This is a genomic window from Kitasatospora sp. NPDC098663, from assembly GCF_044760075.1.
GTDB lineage: Bacteria > Actinomycetota > Actinomycetes > Streptomycetales > Streptomycetaceae > Kitasatospora.
On sequence record NZ_JBIWAP010000008.1, the window covers coordinates 156,742 to 181,093 of the forward strand.

21 protein-coding genes and 1 pseudogene are annotated in these 24,352 nt (G+C 74.5%); 11 read left to right on the plus strand and 11 right to left on the minus strand.

What is annotated here, in order from left to right:
• The first annotated feature begins 65 nt into the window (after window positions 1-65).
• The 5 genes from ACIQVZ_RS11395 to ACIQVZ_RS11415 all read left to right on the plus strand — a co-directional run bounded on the left by ACIQVZ_RS11395 (window position 66) and on the right by ACIQVZ_RS11415 (window position 4,603).
• On the plus strand, window positions 66-1,364 hold the full coding sequence (locus ACIQVZ_RS11395; RefSeq protein ID WP_402448946.1) for a coproporphyrinogen-III oxidase family protein: 1,299 nt from the start codon (window positions 66-68) through the stop codon (window positions 1,362-1,364).
• A gap of 132 nt (window positions 1,365-1,496) precedes the next feature.
• Window positions 1,497-2,129 (plus strand): LysE family transporter, encoded by a 633-nt coding sequence (locus ACIQVZ_RS11400; RefSeq protein WP_350880800.1) that lies wholly within the window; start codon window positions 1,497-1,499, stop codon window positions 2,127-2,129.
• Between the two features lie 177 nt (window positions 2,130-2,306).
• A complete protein-coding gene (locus ACIQVZ_RS11405; RefSeq protein ID WP_402448948.1) occupies window positions 2,307-2,987 on the plus strand; it encodes a YitT family protein in 681 nt (226 codons plus the stop codon).
• Window positions 2,988-3,141: 154 nt separating this feature from the next.
• A complete protein-coding gene (locus tag ACIQVZ_RS11410) occupies window positions 3,142-3,378 on the plus strand; it encodes a hypothetical protein (RefSeq protein WP_350880803.1) in 237 nt (78 codons plus the stop codon).
• A gap of 37 nt (window positions 3,379-3,415) precedes the next feature.
• A complete protein-coding gene (locus ACIQVZ_RS11415) occupies window positions 3,416-4,603 on the plus strand; it encodes an SPFH domain-containing protein (RefSeq protein ID WP_350880805.1) in 1,188 nt (395 codons plus the stop codon).
• 28 nt (window positions 4,604-4,631) lie between these two features.
• On the opposite strand, the gene ACIQVZ_RS11420 is transcribed toward ACIQVZ_RS11415, so the two are convergent.
• Entirely contained in the window at window positions 4,632-5,294 is a 663-nt protein-coding gene (locus tag ACIQVZ_RS11420) for a TetR/AcrR family transcriptional regulator (protein WP_402448951.1), read from the minus strand.
• 92 nt (window positions 5,295-5,386) lie between these two features.
• Here ACIQVZ_RS11420 and ACIQVZ_RS11425 point away from each other — a divergent pair, with 92 nt between their 5' ends.
• Window positions 5,387-5,812, plus strand: coding sequence for a cupin (locus ACIQVZ_RS11425; RefSeq protein WP_350880810.1), 426 nt, complete (start codon window positions 5,387-5,389; stop codon window positions 5,810-5,812).
• Window positions 5,813-5,851: 39 nt separating this feature from the next.
• On the opposite strand, the gene ACIQVZ_RS11430 is transcribed toward ACIQVZ_RS11425, so the two are convergent.
• The 3 genes and pseudogenes from ACIQVZ_RS11430 to ACIQVZ_RS11440 all read right to left on the minus strand — a co-directional run bounded on the left by ACIQVZ_RS11430 (window position 5,852) and on the right by ACIQVZ_RS11440 (window position 10,312).
• Window positions 5,852-7,648 (minus strand): ABC transporter ATP-binding protein, encoded by a 1,797-nt coding sequence (locus tag ACIQVZ_RS11430; RefSeq protein ID WP_402448954.1) that lies wholly within the window; start codon window positions 7,646-7,648, stop codon window positions 5,852-5,854.
• A pseudogene (locus ACIQVZ_RS11435) lies at window positions 7,645-9,262 on the minus strand (ABC transporter transmembrane domain-containing protein). Before ACIQVZ_RS11435 ends, ACIQVZ_RS11430 begins: the two are co-directional and overlap by 4 nt.
• A gap of 312 nt (window positions 9,263-9,574) precedes the next feature.
• Window positions 9,575-10,312 (minus strand): class I SAM-dependent methyltransferase, encoded by a 738-nt coding sequence (locus tag ACIQVZ_RS11440; protein WP_402448956.1) that lies wholly within the window; start codon window positions 10,310-10,312, stop codon window positions 9,575-9,577.
• A 539-nt stretch (window positions 10,313-10,851) separates the two neighbouring features.
• Between ACIQVZ_RS11440 and ACIQVZ_RS11445 the strand changes: the two genes are divergently transcribed.
• On the plus strand, window positions 10,852-11,610 hold the full coding sequence (locus ACIQVZ_RS11445) for a helix-turn-helix domain-containing protein (RefSeq protein WP_402448959.1): 759 nt from the start codon (window positions 10,852-10,854) through the stop codon (window positions 11,608-11,610).
• A gap of 178 nt (window positions 11,611-11,788) precedes the next feature.
• On the opposite strand, the gene ACIQVZ_RS11450 is transcribed toward ACIQVZ_RS11445, so the two are convergent.
• From ACIQVZ_RS11450 to ACIQVZ_RS11480, 7 genes are all read right to left on the minus strand, one after another.
• Window positions 11,789-12,880, minus strand: a complete 1,092-nt coding sequence (locus ACIQVZ_RS11450) for an LLM class flavin-dependent oxidoreductase (protein ID WP_402448961.1) — start codon at window positions 12,878-12,880, stop codon at window positions 11,789-11,791.
• An 82-nt stretch (window positions 12,881-12,962) separates the two neighbouring features.
• Window positions 12,963-14,024, minus strand: a complete 1,062-nt coding sequence (locus tag ACIQVZ_RS11455) for an LLM class F420-dependent oxidoreductase (protein ID WP_350880822.1) — start codon at window positions 14,022-14,024, stop codon at window positions 12,963-12,965.
• A gap of 67 nt (window positions 14,025-14,091) precedes the next feature.
• Entirely contained in the window at window positions 14,092-15,711 is a 1,620-nt protein-coding gene (locus ACIQVZ_RS11460) for an ABC transporter substrate-binding protein (protein ID WP_402448964.1), read from the minus strand.
• Between the two features lie 124 nt (window positions 15,712-15,835).
• Window positions 15,836-16,612 (minus strand): ABC transporter ATP-binding protein, encoded by a 777-nt coding sequence (locus ACIQVZ_RS11465; RefSeq protein ID WP_402448967.1) that lies wholly within the window; start codon window positions 16,610-16,612, stop codon window positions 15,836-15,838.
• Window positions 16,609-17,391 (minus strand): ABC transporter ATP-binding protein, encoded by a 783-nt coding sequence (locus ACIQVZ_RS11470; RefSeq protein ID WP_350880828.1) that lies wholly within the window; start codon window positions 17,389-17,391, stop codon window positions 16,609-16,611. The genes ACIQVZ_RS11465 and ACIQVZ_RS11470 overlap by 4 nt, the downstream gene beginning before the upstream one ends.
• Entirely contained in the window at window positions 17,388-18,323 is a 936-nt protein-coding gene (locus ACIQVZ_RS11475) for an ABC transporter permease (protein WP_402448969.1), read from the minus strand. The genes ACIQVZ_RS11470 and ACIQVZ_RS11475 overlap by 4 nt, the downstream gene beginning before the upstream one ends.
• 1 nt (window position 18,324) lies before the next feature.
• Window positions 18,325-19,269, minus strand: coding sequence for an ABC transporter permease (locus ACIQVZ_RS11480; protein WP_350880832.1), 945 nt, complete (start codon window positions 19,267-19,269; stop codon window positions 18,325-18,327).
• Window positions 19,270-20,011: 742 nt separating this feature from the next.
• On the opposite strand from ACIQVZ_RS11480, the gene ACIQVZ_RS11485 reads away from it, so the two are divergent.
• From ACIQVZ_RS11485 to ACIQVZ_RS11500, 4 genes are all read left to right on the plus strand, one after another.
• Window positions 20,012-20,953, plus strand: coding sequence for a response regulator transcription factor (locus ACIQVZ_RS11485; protein ID WP_350880835.1), 942 nt, complete (start codon window positions 20,012-20,014; stop codon window positions 20,951-20,953).
• A 255-nt stretch (window positions 20,954-21,208) separates the two neighbouring features.
• Window positions 21,209-21,988, plus strand: coding sequence for a hypothetical protein (locus ACIQVZ_RS11490; protein ID WP_350880837.1), 780 nt, complete (start codon window positions 21,209-21,211; stop codon window positions 21,986-21,988).
• 1 nt (window position 21,989) lies between these two features.
• Window positions 21,990-23,825, plus strand: a complete 1,836-nt coding sequence (gene asnB, locus ACIQVZ_RS11495) for an asparagine synthase (glutamine-hydrolyzing) (RefSeq protein WP_402448972.1) — start codon at window positions 21,990-21,992, stop codon at window positions 23,823-23,825.
• Window positions 23,822-24,352 (plus strand): flavin reductase family protein, encoded by a 531-nt coding sequence (locus ACIQVZ_RS11500; protein WP_402448975.1) that lies wholly within the window; start codon window positions 23,822-23,824, stop codon window positions 24,350-24,352. The genes asnB and ACIQVZ_RS11500 overlap by 4 nt, the downstream gene beginning before the upstream one ends.

Below are 24,352 nucleotides of genomic sequence, written 5' to 3' on the forward strand. Positions count from 1 at the left end.
CGGCCTCCGCCCCCGGACCCGTCCACCACCACGCCAGGCCGGCCCCGACGAAGGAGCGACAGCAGATGGCCGAGAAGATCATCCGACGGAACATCCACACGTATCCGTTCAAATACCGGCACCACGAGTACGACGAGTACTTCCGCCCCGAGAACGCTGTGCTCTACCTGCACGTCCCGTTCTGCATCACCAAGTGCGGATTCTGCGACTACACCGTCTACATCAACCGGAACGAGCAGCACTTCGCCCAGTACGTCGACGCGCTCGAACGCGAGATCCGCGCCTTCGCCGCCAATCGGGCCTTCCCCGCGTTCCGGGTCGACGCGGTGTATTTCGGCGGCGGTACGCCGGGCATCCTCACCGGCGACCAGACGGCCCGGCTGCTGGACGCCTGCCGGGAATCGTTCGAATTCAACGAGGGCGCGGAGATCGGCCTGGAATTCGACCCCTCGACGGTCGACGAGGCCAAGATCGCGCGGATGCGGGAGGCCGGATTCACCCGGCTCAGCGTCGGGGTCCAGGCCTTCGACGACCGGCTGCTGGAGATCTGCAACCGCTCGCACGACCTCGCCACCGCCGAACGCGCCTTCCGCACCGTCGTCGACGGCGGTTTCACGCACACCAACATCGACCTGATCTTCCCGCTGCCCGGCCAGTCCGTGGACGACTGGAAGCGCAGCGTCGACCGGGCCATCGAACTCGAACCGGCCTGCATCACGGCCTACGGCCTGGAGATCTGGCCCAAGACGGCGTTCCACTCGCTCATCACGTCCGGGAAGATGGCGCTCCCCTCGGCGCAGGACGAGCGCCGGATGTACGAGTACGCCATCGACGCGCTGGAGGCGGCGGGCTTCGCCCGGCGCAGCTCGACGGGGTACTACCACCCCGACCGCTGCGCCGACTACTCGCGCTTCCTGGAGTACTACTGGCGGACCTGGCCGATGATCGGATTCGGCGTCTCGTCGAAGAGCGTGATCCACGACCGGCTGTTCGTCAACGTCAAGCCGCTCAAGAAGTACTACGAGATGGTCGGAAGTGGTCAAATCCCGCTGGATTTCGCCACGTACCTCACCAAGGAACAGGAAATGCGCCGCGTCATGATCCGCGGCCTCAAGATGTGCGAGGTCAACCGGCCGGACTTCCGCGACCGGTTCGGCGTCACCATGGAGGCCGTCTTCGGGGCGGAGATCGAGCAGCTCGTCGACAAGGGCTGGCTGGAGGAACGGGGCACGGACGTGTATGCGCTGACCAGGCTCGGTCAGTTGTTGTCGACCAATGTGTACGAGCTGTTCTACGCGCCGGAAGATCTCAGTCCCGCCGAAGGGGATGAGGTACGGTTCGGCATATCGGAGCTCGTCGAGTGACCTGATCGGCGGGTGTTGTGACGAGGGGCAGAGCGAATTGTCGCGCACGTGCTCGCACCAGGCCTTCCGCCGGGGCTTTCGCCGGGACTTCCACCGGACCGGAATGATCGCGGTGACCTGCGGGGGACCGCGGTGAACATCCTCCCCGCGTGGTTCGCCGGACTCAGCCTCGGCTTCCTGGTCGCCCTGCCCCTCGGCCCCATCGGCCTGCTGTGCGTGCGCAGCGTCCTGCGCGACGGCTTCCCGACCGGCTGGGCGATCGGTCTGGGCGCGGCCCTGGTGGACATCGCCTACGCCGGCCTGGGCCTCGCCGGGGTCGGCAGGCTGCTGGACGTCCCCGCGCTGCGCACGGCCCTGGGGCTGGCCGGGGCCGCCGTGCTGGTGTACATCGGCGCTCGCTCGCTGCGCTCCGCCTTCCGGGTCCAGGCGGCCGCCGAGGACGAGCGCAACCCCGAAGTGGTCCGCCCGCTGGCGGCGTTCCGCACGGCGCTGGCGGCCACCGCCTCCAACCCGGCGACGATCGGCTACTGGGCCGCCGCCTTCGCCGCGGCCACGGCGGCGAACGTCACCGGGACGCTGCCCGCCTCGGTGTCCATGCTGGTCGGCGTCGGCTGCGGCACGCTCCTGTGGTTCACGCTGCTGAGCACGGGCGTGGTGGTGTTCCGCCGGCGCTTCAGCGCCCGGCTGCTGAAGGGCGTCGACCTGGTCGCCGGGATCGGGGTCATCCTCTTCGGCGGCTTCCTGGCCTACCAGTCGCTCGCCTGAACCGGCCGCGGTGACGGCGTCGGGCGGCGGCTGACCGAGGCCCTTCGTCGAACTCCCGGCTGTGCGGCGGGAGTTCGGTGGCGGGCCCCGGCTTCCGAACAGCCCGGTGTCCGCGCCGCCGCCCGCCTCCGCGCCTCGGGGGCGGCGGGCCGGACGCCCGTCCCCTTGGAGGAACCGATGGCGTCCCACCGTCCCCCTGGCGTCGATCCGAGCGGAAAACTCTGGCGGCTGGGCGAGTTACTGCCCAGGGCGCTGGTGTACCTGGCCGGCTGCGTGGTCTTCTCGACGGGCGCCCACTTCTTCATCCAGTCCGATCTGGGCACCGACCCGCTCGACGTCTTCTCGCTGGGCGTGCTCAAGCACCTGCCGCTCACCATCGGCCTGTGCCAGGCGGCCGTCGCGGTGGTGTGCATCGGGGCGTGGGCGGCGTGGAACCGCAAGCGCCCGGTGGTCTCGCCCTTCGTGACCTTCTTCCTGTGCGGCAGCCTGATCGACCTCTTCCAATGGCTGCGGCCGGCGGCCTGGTTGGGGCTGAGCAGCTACCCGCTGATGCTGCTCGGCGCGCTGCTGTGCGCCTACGCCTCGGCGCTGATCATCATGAGCGGTTTCGGCATCCGGGCCATCGACCTGCTGGCGATCACCATCCGGCACCGCTGGACCTGGCCGTTCTGGTGCGCGAAGGGGCTGATCGAAGGAGTGCTGCTGCTCTGCGGCTGGCTGCTGGGGGGCCCGGTGGGCATCGGTACGGTGGCTTTCCTGGTCTTCGTGGACCTGCTGATCGAGCCCTTCGTCCGGTTCAACCGGCGGTTCCTCGACATCCCGGACCACGGCTTCGCGGTCGCCCTGGCGGTGCCCTGACCGGAGGCGGTGCGGCCGGCCCTGGTGCCGGTCCGGCCCGCTCCGGCGGCGGCCGGTGGCGGACCGGATGCCGGAGTACCGTGGAAGGGGTCGAGGCACTGCCGCCGTCGGCGGTTGCCGCAGGTGTGGTGCGACGTGGGGACCGGAGGCGCCGGTGGCGCGAGAGAGCATGCCCGCGGTCGACGACTCCCGGCAGAGCCCGGTCGGAGCCGTCGGCAAGGTGACGGTGCCCATTCCGGCGGGCGGCCCGGGCGAGGTCCTGGTCGCCCTCCGGGGTGGTTCGGAGGTGTTCGCGGCCTGGTGCTCGGAGCCGGTCGGCCGGGACGTCCGGGTGGTCGTGGTGGACGCGATCTCGGCCCGCTCGGTGATCGTCGAGCTGCTGCCGCCCTAGCCGCGGTTTCGTATCCCAGCTGGTCAGGTGGTCGGTCATGTTCTTCTGGCACGTTCCCGCACCCAACGAGGCGATGCTCGTCTCCGGGTCCAAGCACCAGGCGCAGGACACCCAGTTCCGCATCGTCACCGGGCACGGCAGCCTCGTCCTGCCGGTCAAGCAGAAGGTCCGCATGCTCTCCCTGGCCCTGCGGGAGGCGGAGATCGCCGAGGACTGCGTGACCCAGCAGGGGATCCGGCTCACCGTGCGCGCGGTCTGCGTGTTCAAGGTCGGCGACGACGCGGTGTCGATCGCCAACGCGGCCCGCCGCTTCCTCTCGGAACAGGACCAGATGGAGGAGCTCGTCGGCCGGATCTTCGCCGGCCACCTGCGCTCGATCATCGGCGGGCTGACCGTCGAGCAGATCATCCGGGAGCGCAGCCGGGTCGCCCAGGAGGTGATGGCGGGCAGCCACGGCGAGATGGAGAAGCTCGGCATCGTGGTCGACGCGCTGCAGATCCAGGAGATCGAGGACTCGACCGGGTACATCGACAACCTGGCCGCGCCGCACGCGGCGGCGGTCGCCAGCCAGGCCCGGATCGCGCAGGCCAAGGCGGACCAGGAGGCCACCGAGCGGGAGCAGCAGGCGGCCGCGCTGAAGGCCGAGTACGAGCGCGACACCGCGATCAAACGGGCCGGGTTCCTCGCCGAGACCGAGCAGTCCAGGGCCCGGGCCGCCCAGGCCGGGCCGCTCGCCGAGGCCCGGGCCTCCCAGGACGTCATCGAGGAGCAGACCGCGCTCGCCCAGCGCCGGGCCGCGCTGGCCGCCCAGCAACTGGAGGCCGACGTGCGGCGCCCGGCGGACGCCGAGGCCTACCGGCAGCGGACGCTGGCCGAGGCCGCGCGCGACCGGGTGAAGTTCGAGGCGGACGGCAGCGCCTACAGCGAGCGGGCGCTCGCCCAGGCGCAGGCGGACGCCAACACCGCCCGGGCCGACTCCCTGCGCGGCGGCAACCAGGAGCTCATCGCGGCCAACCGGATCGTGGAGAACCTGCCGGCCCTCGCCGACGCGGCGGCCCGGGGCATGTCCGGAGCGGAGCTCACCGTCCTCAACGGCAGCGACGGGGTCAACCAGATGGCGGCGGGCATCGTCAGCCAGGGCCTCGCCATCCTGCACTCGCTCCAGCACTCGACCGGCCCGTTCGGCGACGGCAAGTCCAAGCCCCGCTTCCCGGAACGGACTTGAGGCACGTCGGGGCCCGCGGGCCGAGGCGTCAACGGGCGGCGAGGAGGCCGTCGACCAGGGCCCGCAGGCCGTCCAGGTAGGTGTCGTCGGTGGTCAGCGCGGCCCAGCGGTCCGCGACCTGGGCGAGGCGGGGGAGTTCGTCCGGGTCGAGGCCGCCGAACACCTGCTCCCGGTAGGTGGCGCGCTCGTCGTCCGCGCGCCGCCGGGCCGCCGCCGCCCGGACCACCAGCTCGCCGGCGGTGTAGTACCAGATCGTGCGGTACCCCTGGACGGCCCGTTCCGGGGTGAGGCCGCACGCGGTGAGGCCGTCGACGATCTGCTCGACGAACCACAGCGCGGACGCGGACATCAGGTCGTCGGCGGTCAGCACTTCGACGATCCAGGGGCAGCCGGCCAGCGCCTCGTGGATCGCGGCGGCGGAGTCGACGACCCGGTCGCGAGGGTCGGCGGGCAGCTCGGGCCGGCGCAGCGTCCGGGCCGCGTAGTCGTCCAGCAGGAGGACGAGCAGTTCCTCCTTGTCGCGCACGTGGTGGTAGAGCGCCATCGGCGTACTGCCGACCTCGGAGGCGAGGCGGCGCATGGTCAGCCGGTCCGCGCCCTCCTCGGTCACGATCCGGCGGGCCGCTTCGACGAGCTGCTCACGGGAGATGCGGGGCGGTCGGCCCGAGGTCCTGCGCGGTGGGGTCGGCATGGGGCCATCATCGCTCAGGGGTCGACAGCGGCGGCCGTGCGGGGTTAGTTTTCTTACGCGTATAGAAATTGCTGACCGGAAGGAACACCGCCATGACGCCCACCGCCGTCGACCTGTTCGCCTCGGCCCTGCACTTCCACCCCGACGGCGAAGTCCGAGCCGCCGAGCGGCAGATGGGCGGTGGCGCGCCGGGCACCTGGCACCTCGGCGCCTTCCACGTGGAGACCGACGCCGACGTCCACGCCGACCACTGGGAGATGCACCCGGAGGCCGACGAGGCGGTGTGCTGCCTCACCGGCGGCGCGCGGCTCTACCTCCGCCCCGCGGGCGGGGACGGGCACGGGGACGGGGACGGCGCGGGGGGAGGTGCCGACGAGATGGTGCCGCTGCCCGCCGGCAGCGCCGTGGTCGTCCCCCGCGGCCGCTGGCACCGCCTCGAACTGGACGGCCCCAGCGACCTGATGTCGCTCACCCTGCGCCACGGCACCCGGCTCGAAAAGCGCACCGACACCCCCTGACCGCAGGCGCCCCCGGGCGGCTCGCTCGGCGGCGGCCGGTCAGGACTCCCCGCTCCACGACCGCCAGAGCGCCGCGTACCGCCCGCCGGCGGCGACCAGCTCGTCGTGGGTGCCCAGCTCGACGATGCGGCCCGCCTCCATGACGGCGACCCGGTCGGCGTCGTGCGCGGTCTGGAGCCGGTGGGCGATGGAGATGACCGTGCGGTCGGAGCGCACGGCCGCCATCGCCCGCTCCGCCTGCCGGGCCGTGGTCGGGTCGAGCAGGGAGGTCGCCTCGTCCAGGATCAGGGTGTGGGGATCGGCCAGCTGGACCCTGGCCAGGGTGAGCTGCTGGGCCTGCGCGGCGCCGAGTTCGGTCCCGCCGGTGCCCAGGAGCGAGTCCAGCCCGTCCGGGAGGTCGCGGACCCAGTCCGCCTCCACCAGGGCGAGCGCGGCCAGGACCGCCGCGTCCTCGGCGTCCGGGGCGGCCAGCGTCATGTTCTCTCGGAGCGTGCCCATGAAGACGTGGTGCTGCTGGGTGATGAGGACGACGCGGTTGCCCAGCTCGCCCGCCGCGGCGAGGTCCGCGACCGGCACGCCGCCGACCAGGATCCGCCCCGCGTCCGGGGCGTCGACGCCGGCGAGCAGCTTGCCGAGGGTCGACTTGCCGGCGCCGGACGGGCCGACCACGGCCAGCCGCTCGCCCGGCCGGACCACCAGGTCGACGTCCGTCAGCACGTCGTGCGAGTCGGTGTAGGCGTACCGCACGCCGACGGCCTCGATCCGGTCGTCGGCGGGGCGCAGCCCGGTGGCCGACGGCTCCTGCGACACCAGGCCGACGCCCTTGATGCGGGCGAACGACGCACCGCTGCTCTGCAGTTGCTCGACCCAGTTGAGCGCCCGGTCGAGCGGGTCGACGAGCTGCCACATGTAGAGGCCGCCCGCCACCACCGCGCCCAGCGTCACCGAGCCGTGGAGGTAGCCGAAGCCGCCCACCAGCAGGATGAGCGCCGTCGGCAGCGCGTGCGCGAACTCGGTGACCGGGAACAGCACGGTCCGCAGGAACAGGGTGCGCACCCGGGCCCGGTAGGCGGTGTCGACGGCCCGGTCGACCACGCCGTCCTGGCGCGCCCCGACCCCGTACGCCTCGATGGTCCGGGCGCCGCGGGCGGTGGAGTCGAGGACCTCGGCGACCCAGCCCGCCGCGGCCCCCTCGGCGAGGTAGGCCTCCCGGGCCCGGGACAGGTACCAGCGGCTCACCGCCCCGACGATCGGCAGGCCCACCAGGGCGCAGAGCCCGATCAGCGGGTCGAGCAGGAACGTCGCGGTGAGGATGACCAGCACCTGGACGACGGCGATGAAGACGTCCGGGGCCGCGTTGCGCAGGGTGGCGGCCACGGTGCCCACGTCCAGCGAGGAGCGGGTCACCAGGTCGCCGGCGCCGACCCGTTCCGCGTACCGCCCGGGCAGCGCGAGCGTCCGCTCGACGACCTCCTCGCGGAGCCGGGCCAGGGCGCGTTCGCCGAACCGGTGGGAGAGGTGGCGGGCGTAGCGGGTGAGCACCAGCTGGGCGAGGGCGAACCCCAGGACCGCGGCGGCGAAGCCGTCCACCTGGCCGACCGTCAGCTCGCCGTTCTCGACCCGGGTGACGATGCGGCCCAGCAGCCACGGCCCGGCGACGCCCGCGAGGGCGGCGAGGCAGGTGAGGGCGACGATCACGCCCATCGCCCGGCCATCGTCCGCCAGCAAGCGCCAACTGGCCCGGCGCACCGTCGCGGCGTCGGCGACCGGGAGGCGGTGGGGGGCGTGGCGGTCGTGGGGGCGGTCGGGGCCGTCGGGGCCGTCGAGGTCGCTCATCGGGCCGGTCCTTCCTCGGTGTCGGTCGTGCCGCTCGCCGGAACGCTCTGCGGGCGGTCGTCGGTGCTGCCGCGGAACACCAGCGCCGCGTAGCCGGGGTCGCGGGCGAGCAACTCGCCGTGGGTGCCGGTGGCCCGGACCTTGCCGTCCACCAGGTGGACCACCTCGTCGGCGCGGCCGAGCACCAGGGGGGAGGTGCTGACGACCAGGGTGGTCCGGCCGCCGCGCACGGCGCCGATCCGGGCCGCCACGGCCGCCTCGGTGAGCGCGTCCAGCGCCGAGGTGGGCTCGACCAGCAGCAGCACCTCGGGGTCGGCCAGCAGCGCGCGGGCCAGCCGCAGCCGCTGGCGCTGCCCGCCCGAGACGTTGCCGGCGCGGTCGTGGATCGGCGCGTCCAGGCCGCCCGGCAGGGCGTCGACGACGTCCTCGGCCGCGGCGGCGTGCAGGGCGCGCCGCAGTTCCTCCTCGGTGTGGTCGCCGCGGATCGACACCGCGGAGCGGAGCGTGCCGCCGAACACGTACGCGTCGTCGTCCGACACCAGGACGTGGCGCCGCAGCTCGGCGGGCACCCAGTCGGACAGCCTGGTGTCCCCCCAGGTGGCGTCCGAGTCGGTGTAGCCGCCCAGCCGCTCGACGACGGCCCGGCCGGGCGGCGGCCAGCGCGGTGAGCCGCCCCGGCCGCAGCAGCAGGCCGGAGTCGGGGTCGCTCAGCACCGCCGGAGCCTCCGGCGGGTTCGTCAGTGTCCGGCTGCGCGTCGAATCCGGCCGCAGCGCCAGGATGTCGGTGACCCGGCGGGCGGAGACCAGCCCGCGCGGCAGGTCGTCCGCGCCCTCGACGAAGGCGGAGACGGGCACCAGCAGGGCCGCCACGTAGCCGTAGACGGAGACCAGTTCACCGACCGTGATCGAACCGGCGGCCGCCATCCGGGCGCTGAGCCAGGTCACCACGGCCAGGAAGACCACCGGCAGGCAGGCGCCGAGCGCCTGCACCCAACTGGTGAACGAGGCCACCCGGTAGCCGAGCGGGACGAGGGCCTGTGAGCGCTCCCGGTAGCGCCGGGCGAACATCGGCTTGCCGCCGATGCCGTTCAGCACGCCCAGCCCGGCGACCAGGTCGCCGGCCAGGGCGGTCAGCGCCCCCTGCTGCTCGCGGTAGTTTCCCTCGGCGCCGTGCAGCTTCCCCAGCAACGGGCCGACGGTGAGGGCCAGCAGGGGTACCCCGAGGAGGATCACCGCCGCGAGCAGGACGGAGATCCGGACCAGCAGGACGGCGGTGGCGAGGTAGGCGATGACCGCACCGACGCCGGGCCCGGTGATGGTCAGTGTCTGCGCGATCCGGCCGATGTCGCCGGCCTGGAGGTGGGTCAGCTCACCGGCCGACACCTGGCGCGGCAGCGTCGTCCCCAGCCGGTTGACGTGCCGGGCGATGACCTGGACGGTGCGGTACGCGGCGTCCACCCGGATGAAGGTCATGGTGCGGTGCCGCAGGATCCCGAGGACGGCGATGAGCGCGCCGACCGCGAGGACGGCCGACACCCAGAAGACCAGCGCGCCGCTGTCGCGCGCCCGGAGCCCCTCGTCGATCGTCCTGGACATCAGGTAGGGCGGCAGCATCAGGGCGCACATCCACAGGCTGCCCCAGGTCGCGCCGAGCAGGACGCGGCCGCGCTGCCTGCGCACCAGCCACCAGAGGAAGCGCAGCGGACTCCGGTGGTCCGGCACCCCGGGATCGCGGTAGGGGACCCGGTGCGCACCAGGGGGCAGGTCCGGTCCGGCGCCGGTCATCCCGCCTGCCCCCGGGCGGGCCCCCGAGCGGTGAACTGGTCCGGTATCCGTTGGTGTCTCATTCCCGGAGTCTGGCAGACCGCCCCGCCGCGGAACTGACGCACCCCCAGGTCGGACGGCGGGCCGGCCGCCCCCACCGGGTCACCGCTGCGGCGCGCCGTCCGCGCCCACCGCCAGCCAGTGGGACGGAAGGTCGATACGGCTGCCGTCGGGCGCGAACTCGGTGAGGAACAAGGGCAGTTCGCCGGAGGCGAGGACGGTGAGCCCGGCGGTGCGGAACAGCTCGCCGAAGGCCGAGTCGACGACCTCGGCGGGGGCGAGGCCGTGCTCGAAGACGGGACGCAGCTTCGGGGGAGGGCCCTGCGGGCTCTGGGCGAGGCCGGCCAGGACGGCCTTCGCCGACGCGGACAGCTCGACGACGAACGCCCGGCCGCGATCCCCGACCAGGGTGGCGACGGCGTCGGCAACCGGCTGGCGGTCGGCCGGTTCGGACTGGTGGATCAGGGCGCGGACATACACGTTGGCATCGCCGAGACGGGCGTGCAGCTCCCGGACGCCCTGCCCGTCGGTGGCGTCGAGCCGGGCGAACTCGGGCCGCCCGTCCGGATGCTGGGCGCGGGCGAGCTCCACGGCGGCGGCGGACAGGTCGACCCCGAGGACGCGGCCGAAGCGTTCGGCGAGGAAGCGGGTCTGGGTGCCGTTGCCGCAGCCGACGTCGACGAGGGGCAGCGCCGGGTCGGCGAGGTAGGGGGCGAACAGCGCGAGGTGCACGCTCGCGGTGAGCGCCGGCTCCGCGTCCCAGATCACCGCGCCGGCCTCCGCCGGTGCGTCGCGCCAGAAGCCCTCCCAGGCTTTCAGGTACCGACTCGACACGGGCATGGCGGAGAACCTCCCAGCTGGTGAAGCACGGTGTCGGGATCACCCCCGGACGGCGAGCGGCGCGTGGAGGCGCATGGGGAATCCCGCGAAGGCCTGCGCCCCTCGGCTTTCCCCGACCCCCGACCCCCGACCCCCGAGCCGCGCGCAGCTCCGCCCGACCGGACGGCCGATGACGGTCAGCCACGCTAACGGCCCCGGCGGGCGAGGCCGGCCGCGAGTCACCCGAACGCGGTAATTCCGAGGGAAGTTCATCCGAACGGCCGCCCGCCGTGCGGGCGCTCCACCATGACTCCGCCGGGCGGGGCCCAGCCGGCCGCCCTGCTGCGGCTCGTTGTTTCTGGTGATGGAAACGCTACGTTGCCTTCATGATGACTGGCAATCGGATCGCCGATAGCCATCAGCACAAGTGCAGTTCAAGGCGCGATGGTCAGCGCGGTGGCCCTTGATTCAACGCAACGTCAGCCACCGTGTTCGTTGCATTGGATCGAGGGTGAACGCTAGGGTGAGGGCCTTCGGGGAAGCGTGGAGGGAGAATCGCGGTGCCGGGAGGCAGACTCACTCAGCAGGAGCGCCAGCAGATCGCGTCGGGGATGGCCGACGGCCTCGCCTACGCGGAGATCGCCAGGCGTCTCGACCGCCCCACCTCGACGGTCACGCGCGAGGTGATGCGCAACGGCGGCCCCACCGCCTACCGTGCCGACCTGGCCCACCGCGCCACCGAACGCCGCCGCGCCCAGCGGCGCGGGCCGGCCGCACCCCGGGGGCCGGAGGCGCGCCCGCAGGCCCACGGGCGCGACGCCGAGGCCGTGCGCGAGTACCAGGAGACGTACACCACCGTCCTGACGGCCTCCGGCATGCCCAGGATGGCGGCCCGGGTGCTGGCCTGCCTCACCCTCACCGACGGCGGCAGCCTCACCGCGTCCGAACTCGCCCAGCACCTCCAGGTCAGCCCGCCGTCGATCTCCAAGGCGATCGCGTTCCTCGACGGCCAGGGCCTCGTCCGCCGGGAGCGCGACGAGCGCCGCCGTGAGCGCTACGTCGTCGACGACGACGTCTGGTACCAGTCGATGATGGCCAGCGCCCGCGCCACCGCCCACCTCGTCGAGGTCGCGCGGCAGGGTGTCGGCGTCCTCGGCCCGCAGACCCCGGCCGCCACCCGCCTGGAGAACATCGCCCGCTTCGTCGACTTCGTCTCCGAGAGCATCGTCCGCGCGGCGGAGCAGGCCCGCGAGATCCTCCACACGAAGCCCGAGGCGACCCTGGCCGGACCGGCCGCTCCGCGTCCGGACCGCGGATAGCCGGCGGTCACCGGCAGGCGGCGCGGTAGGCGCGGCGCCACGGGTCCGGGTCCGCACCGAGGGCCTGGACGATGTCGGAGAGCAGTTCGACGTCCAGGCGTTGGCGCCCGCGCTGCGGAAGCAGTCGTAGACGGTGATCCGCCCGGGTGTGCGTTCCCCGGCCGAACGGGGGCGCCGGTCACCAGACGCGGCGGTCGGCGGGGGTGCCGAGGCCGGTGCGGAGGTGGCGGACGAGGCTGCGCCGCAGCTCGCGGTCCTGGTCGGTCTCGACGGGGAGGTCGAGCTGGACGATGTCCACGCCGGCCGAGCGGAGCAGGCCGATGCGGGCGGCGACGGTGGCCGGGGAGCCGGCGTAGGCGGCGGTGAGGGAGCGGCGGATGTAGGCGGCCACCTGCTCGTCGCCCCGGGACGGGTCGGAGCGGCCGCGCTCGCGGTCGCGGTCGAGCTGGACGGCCTCCGTCCAGGGCCCGCCGCCGCCGGAGGTGAGGCGGAGGGCGTCGCGGCGCAGCCGGCGGACCCGGTCGCGGGCCGCCTCGTCGGTGTCGGCGAGGACGACGGTGACGTGCCGCCAGATCCGCAGGCTCCGGCCGTGCGTGGCGGCGGCGGTGCGGACCTGGGCGATCCGCCGCCGGGTGTCCGGCAGCGGCAGCGGGCTGACGGCGTAGACCTCCGCGTAGCGGGCCGCCAGGTCGAGGCCCTGCGGTGACGAGCCGCCGAAGGAGAGCAGCTCGCCCCCGGGTCTGGGGTGCAGGCCGGGCCGGGCGGCGGAGACGGTGTAGAACTCGCCCTTGTGGTCGATGTCCTGGTCGGCGGCGAGGTAGCGGGTGAACAGGTCGAGGTACTCGTCGGCCCGGCGGTAGCGCTCCTGCTTGTCCAGGAGGTCGCCGTCGCGGGCCGTGTCGTGGTCGCTGGAGCCGATGATGACGTGGGCCGCCGCCCGCCCGCCGGAGAGGCGGTCCAGGGTCGCGAGGGAGCGGGCGGCGACGGTCGGCGCGGTGGTGCCGACCCGGTGGGCGACCGCGATGCGCAGCCGTGTGGTGGCGGCCAGGGCCCACGAGGCCACCAGCCACGGGTCGGGCCACGAACTGGACTGCACCACCAGGGCGCTGTCCAGCCCGTCCTCCTCGTTCTCCCGCGCGGTGCGGGCGACGTACGCGGGGTCGGCGGTGCGGTCGCGGCCGTCGGGGGCCCAGCGCAGGGCCTGGCGTTCCTGCGCGGTGTGGCCGGGGACGGGTGCGGCGCGGACCCCGCCGCGGATTTCGAGTGGCACGGCTCTCCTCCGGTCGTGAGCGTCGTGGGCGTCGTGGGCGTCGTGAGGGTGACAGGGGATGGGGACGGGTGCGGCCCGACGGTCAGAGGGCGGCCGGCCCGAGCCGGGCCAGGGTGTCGAGCAGCTTGGCGCGGCTGACGAACACCTCGGGCGGCAGCGACACGTACAGCTGGATGGTGGTGACCCCGGGGCGGTGGTAGGCGAGGATGCGCTCCCGGCACTCCTCCGGCGAGCCGCTGATGAACAGCCCGTCGACGACCTCGTCGGGCAGCGCCTTCTGGGCGCTCTCCGGGTCGCCGGCCGCCCAGAGCCGGTGGGTCTCGGCGAGGAGTTCGCCGTGGCCCAGCCACTCGTGGAACTTGCGGTACGGCTCGCGGTTGAGGATCCAGGCGAGGAACGGACGGCTGGCGCGGTGGGCGTAGTCGGTGTCCTCGGTGGGGCAGACGAAGACCTTGACGACCAGTTCCTTCCCGGGCGGCTGCGGGCCGACGGCGTCCAGGATCTTCGGCACGTCGTGCGGGAACAGCAGGTTGGTGATGGCGCCGTCGCCCTCGTTGAAGCCGAGCCGGAGCATGTTGGGCCGCAGCGCGCCCAGGATGACCTTGACCGGCTCGGTCGGCGGGTGCGGCAGCCGGTAGCCGGTGATGTCGAAGGTGTCGAACCCGCCGGTGACGTACTCGCCGCGCAGCGCCCGGGTGACGAAGCGCAGGACGTCCCTGGTCCGCTTGAACGGCTCGTCGAACGGGATGCCGTTGATGTCGGTGACGTGCGCGGGAACCGAGGCGCCGATGCCCAGCAGCAGTCGGCCCGGGGCGAGTTGGGCGAGCGTCGCGGCGGTCTGGGCGAGCACGGCCGGGCCGCGGGTGTGCACCGGGACGATGCCGGTGCCGATCCGCAGCGAGGGGGACCAGGCCGCCGTGGCGGCCAGCGGGGTGAAGGCGTCGGTGCCGCCGCCCTCGGCACTCCACACGTCGGTGTAGCCGAGGTCGGGCAGCCGCTCGACCAGGAACCGGTGCCGGTCGATGGTCAGGCCGGGCAGCGGGAGGGTGATGCCCCACTTGGGCGGCGCGGCGGGCGCGGGGGCGTGCGCGGAGCCGGGCGGGACGGTCCCGCTGTGGTGGTGCGGTCGGTGCGGGTCGGTCATCGGGATGGCCGTCCTTCCTGTGGTGCGCGGTGCTCTTCGGAGCCGGGGGAGAGGCGGTGTCCGCGGGTCAGCGGACCCACACGGTGGTCAGGTCGAGGAACCAGGACTGCGGCTGCACGAGCCCCTGGACCTTCGGCGAAAGGGCCCGCGGATTGCGGTCGTTGACCACGAACAGCCAGGGCGCGTCCTGGGTGACCAGGGCGAGCGCCTTGCGGTACCCGGCCTGCCGGGCGGTCTGGTCGGCATCGGCGGCCGAGGAGGCGAGCAGCTCGTCGACCTGCGGGTTGGCGTAGTGGCCGGTCCAGAACGGGCTCTTGGAGCCGATGAACAGCGGCAGCAGCGCCTCGGACTGGAACAGCGTGGTGGACTGGGCGACGGCGTCCGAGCCGAGTGCCACCTGACCCTTGGCCTCGGCGCCGATCAGCGTGGTCCAGTCGGTGGTGCGCAGCTCGACCTTGATGCCGACGGCGGCGAGATCCCGCTGGAGGGCCTCGGCGATCGGCACCGGCAGTAGGTTGCCGCTGCCGCCGGTGGGCACGGTGACGGAGGTGCTGAAGCCGTTCGGGACGCCGGCCTCGGCGAGCAACTGCCGGGCCTTGGCGGGGTCGTAGGAGTAGACGTCGCCGGCGGGGTCGTAGGCGGCGGTGGCGCGCGGCGCGGTCTGGTAGGCGGGGTCGGCGGTGCCGTGCAGCAGCTTCTCGGCGATGGCCTTGCGGTCGATCGCGTAGTTGGCGGCCCTGCGGACCAGCGGGTTGTCCCAGGGGGCCTTCGAGGTGTCCAGGATCCAGTACCAGAGGTGGTCGTAGCTGTTGGTGGCGAGCTGGACGCCGTCGGCCTTGAGGCTGTCGATGTCGTCCGGGTTCGGGTACTCGATCCAGTTCACGCCGCCGGAGCGCAGGGCGGCGGTGCGGGCCGCGGCGTCCGGCAGGGCCTTGATCACGAGCCGGTCGAGCTTGGGGGCGCCGCGCCAGTAGCTCTTGTTGGCGGCCAGCTCGATCTGCTGGCCCTCGGTCTGCGAGACGAACGAGAAGGGGCCGGTGCCGACCGGGTGCCGGGCGAAGTCGGCCGAGCCGGACTTGCGGACGGCGGTGGGGCTCGCGATCAGGACGTGCGCGAGGTCCTCGGGGAAGTGGCCGTTGGGGTCCTTGGTGACCAGCTCGACGTGGTCGGCGTCGGTCTTGCGGTACGAGGCGATGTCGCCCGCGTACTCGGCGGCGGCGGCGCCGAGGGCGTCGGTGTACTCGGGGCTCTTCTTGTCGAGGTAGCGGGCCAGGTTGAAGACCACGGCGTCGGCGTCGAACGGGGTGCCGTCCTGGAACGTGACGCCCTTGCGGAGGGTGAAGGTCCACGTCCTGGCGTCGGCGGCGACCTGCCAGTCGGTGGCCAGGGCGCCGGTGACGACCGGCGGCTTGTCGGTGTCCTTGAGCAGTTCGTACCGGGTGAGGCCCTCGTAGAGCTGGAAGGAGACCAGCCGCTTGCCCTCGAAGCCGGCGCCGCCGATCACGGTGTCGGGGTTGGGGAGTTTGCCGGTGGCGCCGATGACCAGGGTGCCGCCGCGGCCGTCACCGCCGCCCGCCCCCGCGGAGCCGCCGCCGTCGGAGCCGGCACAGCCGGCCGCCGCCGCGAGCAGAACGGCGGCGGCCGGCAGCGCGACGGCTCTGGAGCGGATACGGCTGGTGCGCGTCATGGTGATCCCTCGTCGGTTCGGTGGTGCGGAGGTTCGGTGGTGCGGGGGTTCGGTGGTGCGGGGGTTCGGTGGTGCGGGGGTTGGGTGGTGCGGGGGTGTGTCGGTACGGAGTTTCGGCGGCGGGTCACGCGACGCCGGTGGCGGCCTCCAGCAGCGCCCGGGTGTACGGGTGCGCGGGGGAGTCCCAGAGCAGGCCGGCCGGGCCCTCCTCGACCACCCGGCCGTGCCGCAGCACCAGCACCCGGTGGGCGAGGTGCCGGACGACGGCGAGGTCGTGGGAGATGAACAGGTAGGCCAGGCCGGTGCGTTCCTGGAGGTCGGTCAGCAGGTCGAGCAGGCGGGCCTGCACGCTGCGGTCGAGGGCGGAGGTCGGTTCGTCGCAGACGACCAGGTCCGGTCCGGTGGCCAGGGCCCGGGCGACGGCCACCCGTTGGAGCTGCCCGCCGGACAGCTCCCGGGGGTAGCGGTCGGCGAGCGCGGGCTCCAGACCGACCTGGGTGAAGAGCCGGGCGACGGCGGCGGCGCGTTCGGCGCGCGGCGTGCCGTGCAGGCGCAGCGCGAAGGCGACCGCCTCCCCGGCGCGCAGGCTGGGGTTGAGCGACCCGCGCGGGTCCTGCGGCACGAACTGGAGGCGGCCCCGCAGCGTCCGGTCGGCGCGGCCGCGCAGCCGGTACGGATCGCGGCCGGCGAAGCGGACGCTGCCGGCGTCGGGGGCCAGCACTCCGAGGGCGAGCCGGGCCAGGGTGGACTTTCCCGAGCCGGACTCGCCGACCAGGCCGACGGTCTCGCCCGGCGCGACGGTGAGGCTGACGGCGTCCAGGGCGGTCCGGTCGCCGTAGCGCTTGGTGACGGCGTCGGCGACCAGGAGCGGGCCCGGGCGGGTGCGGTCTGCGGCGTTCATCGGCGGGCTCCCGGTTCGGCGGCCACCAGGGCGGCGGTGAAGGCGTGTTCCGGGTCGCCCAGCACCCGTTCGGCGGGCCCGAGTTCGACGACCCGGCCGGCCCGCATGACGGCCACGGTGCCGCCGATCCGGCGGGCCGCCGCGAGGTCGTGGGTGACCAGCAGCAGGGCGATGCCGCAGTCGGCGCGCAGGGTGGTGAACAGGTCGAGGATCCGCCCGCGGATCAGCGCGTCGAGCGCGGTGGTCGGTTCGTCGGCGATCAGCAGTTCCGGGCCGCAGCAGATCGCGACGGCGATGGCGGCGCGCTGGCGCAGGCCGCCGGAGAGCTCGTGCGGGTAGGCCCGGGCGACGCGTTCCGGATCCGGGATGCCGGCGGTGGCGAGCAGCTTCGGGACGGCCGCGCGGGCGGCCCGGCGGTCGGCGGCGATGCCGTGCCGCCGCAGCACCTCGGCGAGCTGGGGGCCGATCCGGCGCAGCGGGTCGAGCGAGGCGGTCGGGTCCTGCGGCACGTAGCCGATCCGCCGGCCGCGGACGTCGGCCAGTTCGCGTTCGCCGAGCGCCCGCAGGTCGGTCCCGGCGAGCCGGACGCCTCCGGTGACGGCGGCGCCGTGGCCCGGCAGCCCGAGCACGGTGCGGGCGACGGTGGTCTTGCCGCTGCCGGATTCGCCGAGCAGCACCAGGGAGCGGCCGGCGGGCAGGGCGAGGGAGACGTCGTCGACGGCCCGGACCCCGCCGGGGTACTCGACGGTCAGGCCGTCGATCTCCAGCAGCGCGTTCATGCGCCCACCCGCTTCGCGGCCCGGGGCCGGGCCGAGCCGTCGGCGGAGCGGTCGGCCGCCCGGCCGGTGGACCGGCTCGCGGCGGCGGGGGCGGCGTGCGCCAGCAGGGCGGCGGTGTCGCCGACGCGGGTGCGCAGCGTCTCGCCGAGGGTGTTGAAGACGACCGAGACGGCGAGGATGACCAGGGCCGGCAGGACCGCCACCCAGGGGTGGGTGAGCAGCGAGGGCCGCAGCTCCTCCAGCATCGCGCCCCACTCGGCGGTGGGCGGGGCGACCCCGAGCCCGAGGAAGGACAGGCCTGCGGCGTACATGATGGCCAGCCCAACCAGCGAGGACGCGTACACCAGGACCACCGGCGCCACCACCGGGGCGACCTGGCGCAGGACCAGCGACCCCCAGCCGGCGCCGCTGACCCGGGCGGCCACCAGGTATTCGGCGGCCCGGACGCGCCGGGTCTCGGTGAACGCGACCCGCGCCACCGCGGGGGTGAGCACCACCGACAGCGCGAGCACGGTCGCACCCAGGCCGGGCGTGAGCAGCGAGGCGATGGCGATCGCCAGCAGCACCCCGGGGAAGGCGTAGAGCACGTCCAGCAGGCGCAGCAGGGCCTGTTCGGTGATCCGGCCGCCGAGCCCGGCCACGACGCCGAGCAGGGTGCCGGCGACGGCGGCCACCGCGACGGGGACGAGCCCGCCGGTGAGCGAGGCGCGCCCGGCCCAGATCAGCCGGCTGAGCAGGTCGCGGCCCTGGCCGTCGGTGCCGAGCGGGTGGCCGGGGCTGCCCGGGTCGAGCAGCCGGTCCGCCAGCCGCCCGGCGGCCGGGTCGTACGGGGCGACCAGCGGCGCGGCGAGCGCGAGCAGGACCAGCAGCGCGGCCAGCGCGGCGGGGACGGTCAGGCCGAGGTTCGCTCGGGCGAGGACACGTGACGTCACATCAGTTCCTTACTCGCGGGTCGATCGCCGCGTGCGCCGCGTCCACGAGGATGTTGACGCCGACGAACGCGACCGCCACCACCAGCACCCCGCCCTGCACCAGGGGCAGGTCGCGGGAGGTGAGGGCGTCGTACAGCAGTCGGCCGACGCCGGGCCAGGCGAACAGGGTCTCCACGAAGATCACCCCTTCCAGGAGGTAGGCGAGTTGCAGGCCGCCGATGGTCAGCAGCGCCGGCGAGGCGTTGTGCACGCAGTGCCGCAGCACGGTGGCCGGGCGCAGGCCGCGGGCGCGCAGCGAGTCGGCCAGCTCGCCGGCCAGCACGCCCCCCAGCGCGGCCCGGAACACCCGGGCGGTGAGTCCGAGCGGGACGAGCGCGGCGGCCACGGCCGGCAGGACCAGGTGGCGGGCCAGGTCGGGCAGGCCGCCGGAGCCGAACACGTCGTGGGTGCCCCCGGCGGGCAGCCAGCGCAGGCCCACGGCGAAGACGGCGATCAGCAGCAGGGCCACCGAGTACTGCGGGGCGGAGACCGCGAGGGCGGACAGCGCGCCGGAGATCCGCCCGCCGGGGCCGCGCGGGCGCAGCGCGCCGACGGCGCCGAGCGCCACCCCGCCGACCAGCACCAGCAGGAAGGCGGCCGCGGTCAGGGTCAGGGTCTGGCCGAGCGCCGGGAGCAGCAGGTCGGCGACCGGGCGCTGGCCGGAGACGGAGGTGCCGAGGTCGCCGGTGAGCGCGTGCCAGAGCCAGGAGGCGTAGCGGACGGGCAACGGCTGGTCCAGGCCGAGCCGTTCGGAGAGCTCGCGGCGGGCCTCGGGCGGTGCGCCCGGCCCGAGGAAGAGGGCCACCGGATCGCCGGGGACGAGCGTGACGGTCGCGAAGACGACGGCGGTGACGCCGAGCAGGGTCGGTACGGCCAGCAGGAGGCGGCGCAGCAGGAAGCGGGTCACCCGGCCCTCCGTGGCGTGGCGCCGGACTGGCCGGCGGCGGGCCGGTTGGGCGGGGCGGGCATGGGGCTGGTGGTCCTTCCGGGAGGGGCGGTTCGGGAGCGGGTCGGGACGGTCGCGGCGGTCACCGGCAGTCACCGGCGGCGTCCGGGGTGCCGGTGCGCCGGACCGGGGCCGTGGGACGGGCCGTTCGCCGGGGGCGGATGCCGCGTCCGGGCGGGATCGGGTGCCGGAGCACGGGTCGGGCGGTCCGTGGGACGGGGGACGTCGGTGCCGCTCCGGCAGCTGCGGCCGCTTGGAGGAGCGTTGCGGACCGGTGGCCCGGACAGCCAGTCAGCACTTGATGCTGTTACTCCTGGTCACAGCATCCGGAGTGTCAGGACCGCTACTGCCCAGGGTGCTGAGCCACGGTTCCGTCCTTGACCTGCACAAGGAACCGGACCTAGGGTTCCCCGCATGGCTATTCGGCGGACCGACATCACCCTGGTCGGGATCGGCGGCTCGTGGCACCGACGGTGTTTCGACGAGCTCTGTCGCCCGCGCGCTGCGCGCTGACCGCCCCCGTTCCCAGCCGCTGCGGTCGGCGCCCCTTCCCAGTCCCGGATTCCGCGGCCGACGCCCGTGCGCGTCCTCGACGGATCCTCGCCGCAGCACCCGTGCCCACCGGCCCGGCCCGCCACCAGCAAGGGGACCGTATCGCCATGTCGTACCTCAGACGCCCTGCCTCCGCCCCCGGGGGTGCGCGATGGCAGCAGTGAGCAAGCTCGCCGCCCCGGCCGGCCCGCGCGGCCGCCGGCTTCCCGCCCGACGCGGCGCCTGTGGCGGCGCCACCCTGGTGGACGCCCCCGCCGCGGGCGCGCCGCCGGTGCGCGCCGCACCCCCGGCGCAGGCCGAGATCGACAACCCGCTCGACCTGATCGCCGGTCACCAGCTGCTGGCGGAGACGGTGACGCCGCCACCCCCGGCGGGGCCGACCGCCACCGGGTGCGGGTGCGGCCATCCGATGTGCGTGGAGGAGGACCGCGACCGCACGGCCGACGCCCGGGTGTTCCTGGTCGAGCGGCACTCGGTGGCCAGCGCCGGGCTGCGCAGCGTGCTGACGACCGTGCCCGGACTGGCCGTGGTCGGGTCCACCGGCGACCCGCTGCGCGCGGTGGCCGCCGTGCGCCGGGTCGCCCCCGACGTCATCCTGCTCGGCCGGGGCGCGAGCCTGGAGGCCGACCTCGCCGTCGTGGTGGCGCTGCGCGGCCCGGACGCGGCGCCCGACGCCCGGGTGCTGCTGCTGCGCCGGGCCGAGTCGACCGCCGAGGCGAGCCGGATGCTGCTGGCCGGGGCCAGCGGCTGCTTCCCGCTCGACCTGGCCGAGGACCGGATCATCAGCGCCGTCCAACTCGCGGCGGCGGGCGGGTCGGTGTTCCTGCCGGCGCCGCCGCCGGCCCGCTCCCATGCGGCGGTGCCCCCGCAGCACGTCGGCGAACTGCCGCCGCAGCACGCCGGGCTGACGGAGCGTGAGCGCGAGGTGCTGGTCCAGCTCGGGCTCGGACTGAGCAACGCCGAGATCGGGCGGGAGCTCGCCCTGGCCGAGGCGACCGTGAAGAAGCACCTCACCCAGGCCATGCGCAAGATCGGGCAACCCGACCGGCTGCGCGCCGCGCTCTACGCCCACCGGCACGGCCTCGCCGGGTAGTTCGTCTCGGTACATCTTCGTCGCCACCCTCCGGAGGGCGGGCCCCGCAGCGCGCGGGGCCCGCCCTCCGTCGTGTTCCGGCCGCCTCCCGCGGGTGACCTTCGGAGCATGCGCGAGGCGACGATCGGCGCCCTGAGCGGCGCCGTTCGGGGCTACCGGGGCGCCTGGCCCGCTCCGTAGCGTGGCGGGAAACGACCACCACACGAGACGGTCCGAAGGATCGTCCAGCCGAAGGGAGATGGCCCGATGGGGGGTGTGTCCGACAGGACCGGGGGCCCGACCGGTTCCGCCGGTGCGGCGGGTGCCGACGCCGGCCCGCGCACGGCGGTGCTGGCCGCCGCGAGCCACCGGAGCCCCGGCGCGGAGCAGCCGAGGTCCCCGTACCGCGCGATGTCGGACGCCGAGCGGTCCGCGCTCTGGCGCCAGCGGCTGCACGAGGCCGAGGCGGGCCTGACGCGGTACCTGGTGTCGCGCGGGAACGGGCTGCACCTGACCGACTGGTTCGTGCTGCAGTCCGAGCTCTTCGCCGACCTCCCCGCGCCGGACGCCCCGGCCCCGGAGTGGCAGCGGGTGTTCTTCCGCGACCAGGCGCTGATGGAACGTTTCCTCGTGCGCCGCTACGGCGAGGAGGGGCTGGGGGACTGGGCCCGGTCCAACGCCGAGGTGCACCGCGAGGTCGAACCCGACCACGGCCGGGGCGCCGCCGACCCGATCCACCGGATCGCCCGGCAGGCCGAACTGTACGGCTCGGAGTACGAGTTCGACGACGAGGACCCGCCCGGCGCCGAGCACGCGGCGCTCACCATCACGCACTGTGCGATCTGGGACTACCGCGAGAAGGCCCGCCGCTCGGGCGTCCAGCTGACCCTCGCCTCGCCCTGCACCTACTGCACCGAGGCGCTGTCCGCCAACATCCGCGCCAAGGGCTACCGGCCCGCGCACCGCCTGACCAACGGCCCGACCGGCCACGGCTGCCGCTGGGAGTCGAGCGCCGCGGCCGGGCCCGCCGCCAACGACGAACCGGGGGAGTCCTGAGATGTGCGGTGTCACCGGCTGGATCGACTGGGACACCGACCTGCGCCACCAGGCGCGGACGGTCCGGGAGATGACCGCCACCCTGGCCTGCCGCGGCCCGGACGCGGACGGCGTCTGGCTCTCCCGGCACGCCGCGTTCGGCCACCGCCGGCTGTCCGTGATCGACCTGGACGGCGGGGCCCAGCCGCTCGCCGACCGACCGTGGCCCGACGCCGGCGCCGTCCTGTGCTACAACGGGGAGCTCTACAACCACCGCGAGCTGCGCGCGCAGCTGGAGGCCCTCGGGCACGTCTTCCGGAGCCGCTCGGACACCGAGGTGGTCCTGCGGGCCCACCTCCAGTGGGGCAAGGACGCGCCGACCAGGTTCAACGGCATCTTCGCCTACGCCCTGTGGGACGCCGCGCGCGAGGAACTGCTGCTGGTCCGCGACCACCTCGGGATCAAGCCGCTGTACTGGCACGCCCACGCCACCGGGGTGCTGTTCGGCTCCGAGCCCAAGGCGGTGCTCGCGAACCCGCTGTTCCGCGCCGAACTGGACGCCGAGGGCATCGCCGAACTGTTCGCGCTGCCCGCCGCGCCGAGCGCCGGCCACGGGCTGTTCCGCGGGCTGCACGAAGTCCGGCCCGGCCACCTGGTGGTCGTCGGCCGCGGCGCCACCCGCGAACTCCGCTACTGGCGGCTGGAGTCGGCCGAGCACCGGGACGACGCCGCGACCACCCGCGGCACCGTCCGGGACCTGCTCGCCGACGCCGTCGAACGGCAGCTGATCAGCGACGTGCCGCTGTGCACCCTGCTCTCCGGCGGCGTCGACTCCAGCGCCGTCACCGCGCTGGCCGCGGCCGCCCGCGAACGGGCCGGCCACGGGAAGATCGCCAGCTTCTCGGTGGACTTCCCCGGCAGCACCGACCGCACCCCGGACGCCTGGCGGACCACCCTCGACGCCCCGTACGTGCAGGCCGCCGCCGAGCACATCGGCACCCTGCACACCACCGTCCTGGTGCCCGACGACGACCTGCTGGACGCCCGGGACGCCGTCCTGCGCGCCCGGGACCGGCCCGGCTGGGGCGAGATGGACGCCTCGCTGCACCTGCTCTTCCGCGAGGTGCGGCGGCGCTCCACGGTCGCGCTCTCCGGCGAGGCCGCGGACGAGATCTTCGGCGGCTACCCGTACTTCCACGACGCGCGGGCCGTCGCCGCGCCCACCTTCCCGTGGCTGCACGGCAAGGCCGTGCCGGCGGACCTGCTGCGCCCGGACGTCCGGGCCGAGGTGCGCCCCGAGGAGTACACCGCCGCCGCCTACCACCGCTCGCTCGGCGAGGTGTCGCGCCTGCCCGGCGAGTCGGCCGCCGACGCGCGGATCCGCGAGGTCTTCCACCTCGCGCTCACCCGCTGGCTCCCCCCGCTGCTGGACCGGGTGGACCGGGTGTCGATGTCGGTCGGCCTGGAGGTACGGGTGCCGTTCTGCGACCACCGCCTGGTGGAGTACCTCTGGAACGTCCCGTGGGCGCTCAAGGCGCCGGACGGGCGGGCCAAGGGCCTGTTCCGGGACGCCGTCCGGGACCTCCTCCCGCCGCAGGTCACCGACCGGCCCAAGAGCGGCTACCCGTCCACCCCGGCCGTCCGCTACACCGAGGTGCTCACCGCCCGGGCGCACGAGCTGCTGGCCGACCCGAACGCGCCGGTCTTCGAGCTGGTGGACCGCGAGCTGGTCCGCCGGCTGCTCGCCGAGGGCCGCCCGCTGCCCAGCCCGCGCACCGCGCCGAACCCGGTCGGCGGCCTCGACCACCTGGTCCAGGTCGACGAGTGGCTACGCGCCTACCGGGTGGGGCTGCGATGAGCGGCCCCGCGGCGGCCGTGACCACGGCGAAGGCCACCGAGGAGGCCTTCCGGGCCGCCTCCCGAGGCTGGACCACCGGGGTCGCGGTGGTCACCACCCGCGCGGACGAGGAGGTCTTCGCCAAGACGGTCTCCTCCTTCAGCACCCTCTCCCTCGACCCGCTGCTGGTCACCGTCGCGGTCAGCCGCCACAGCCCGCTCGTGGCCGCGGCCCGCACCGCCGGACGGTTCGGCCTCTCGGTCCTGACGGACGGCCAGTCGGCGGTGGCCCGGCGCTTCGCCACCCCCGGGGCCGGGCGCGCGCTCGGCGGCTTCACCGCGGTGCCGATGCGGACGGCCGTCACCGGCGCCCCGCTCGTCGACGACGCCCTGGCCTGGTTCGACTGCCGGTTGCACGCCACCCTGCCCGGCGGCGACCACACCATCCTGGTCGGCCGGGTCGCCGCCGCGGACCGCGGCGACGGCGACCCGCTGCTCTACCACGACGGCCGGTACCGCGTGATCGACCCGAAACCCCTGAACCCTTGA

What these genes read in the sequence shown, in the direction of transcription:
- ACIQVZ_RS11395 (WP_402448946.1), top strand. Translation starts at nt 66, where the DNA reads ATGGCCGAGAAGATCATCCGACGGAACATCCACACGTATCCGTTCAAA.
- ACIQVZ_RS11430 (WP_402448954.1), bottom strand. Translation starts at nt 7,648, where the DNA reads ATGAGCGACCTCGACGGCCCCGACGGCCCCGACCGCCCCCACGACCGC.
- ACIQVZ_RS11460 (WP_402448964.1), bottom strand. Translation starts at nt 15,711, where the DNA reads ATGACGCGCACCAGCCGTATCCGCTCCAGAGCCGTCGCGCTGCCGGCC.
- ACIQVZ_RS11415 (WP_350880805.1), top strand. Translation starts at nt 3,416, where the DNA reads ATGTTCTTCTGGCACGTTCCCGCACCCAACGAGGCGATGCTCGTCTCC.
- asnB (WP_402448972.1), top strand. Translation starts at nt 21,990, where the DNA reads ATGTGCGGTGTCACCGGCTGGATCGACTGGGACACCGACCTGCGCCAC.
- ACIQVZ_RS11500 (WP_402448975.1), top strand. Translation starts at nt 23,822, where the DNA reads ATGAGCGGCCCCGCGGCGGCCGTGACCACGGCGAAGGCCACCGAGGAG.
- ACIQVZ_RS11420 (WP_402448951.1), bottom strand. Translation starts at nt 5,294, where the DNA reads ATGCCGACCCCACCGCGCAGGACCTCGGGCCGACCGCCCCGCATCTCC.
- ACIQVZ_RS11470 (WP_350880828.1), bottom strand. Translation starts at nt 17,391, where the DNA reads ATGAACGCGCTGCTGGAGATCGACGGCCTGACCGTCGAGTACCCCGGC.
- ACIQVZ_RS11485 (WP_350880835.1), top strand. Translation starts at nt 20,012, where the DNA reads ATGGCAGCAGTGAGCAAGCTCGCCGCCCCGGCCGGCCCGCGCGGCCGC.
- ACIQVZ_RS11425 (WP_350880810.1), top strand. Translation starts at nt 5,387, where the DNA reads ATGACGCCCACCGCCGTCGACCTGTTCGCCTCGGCCCTGCACTTCCAC.
- ACIQVZ_RS11455 (WP_350880822.1), bottom strand. Translation starts at nt 14,024, where the DNA reads ATGACCGACCCGCACCGACCGCACCACCACAGCGGGACCGTCCCGCCC.
- ACIQVZ_RS11440 (WP_402448956.1), bottom strand. Translation starts at nt 10,312, where the DNA reads ATGCCCGTGTCGAGTCGGTACCTGAAAGCCTGGGAGGGCTTCTGGCGC.
- ACIQVZ_RS11465 (WP_402448967.1), bottom strand. Translation starts at nt 16,612, where the DNA reads ATGAACGCCGCAGACCGCACCCGCCCGGGCCCGCTCCTGGTCGCCGAC.
- ACIQVZ_RS11405 (WP_402448948.1), top strand. Translation starts at nt 2,307, where the DNA reads ATGGCGTCCCACCGTCCCCCTGGCGTCGATCCGAGCGGAAAACTCTGG.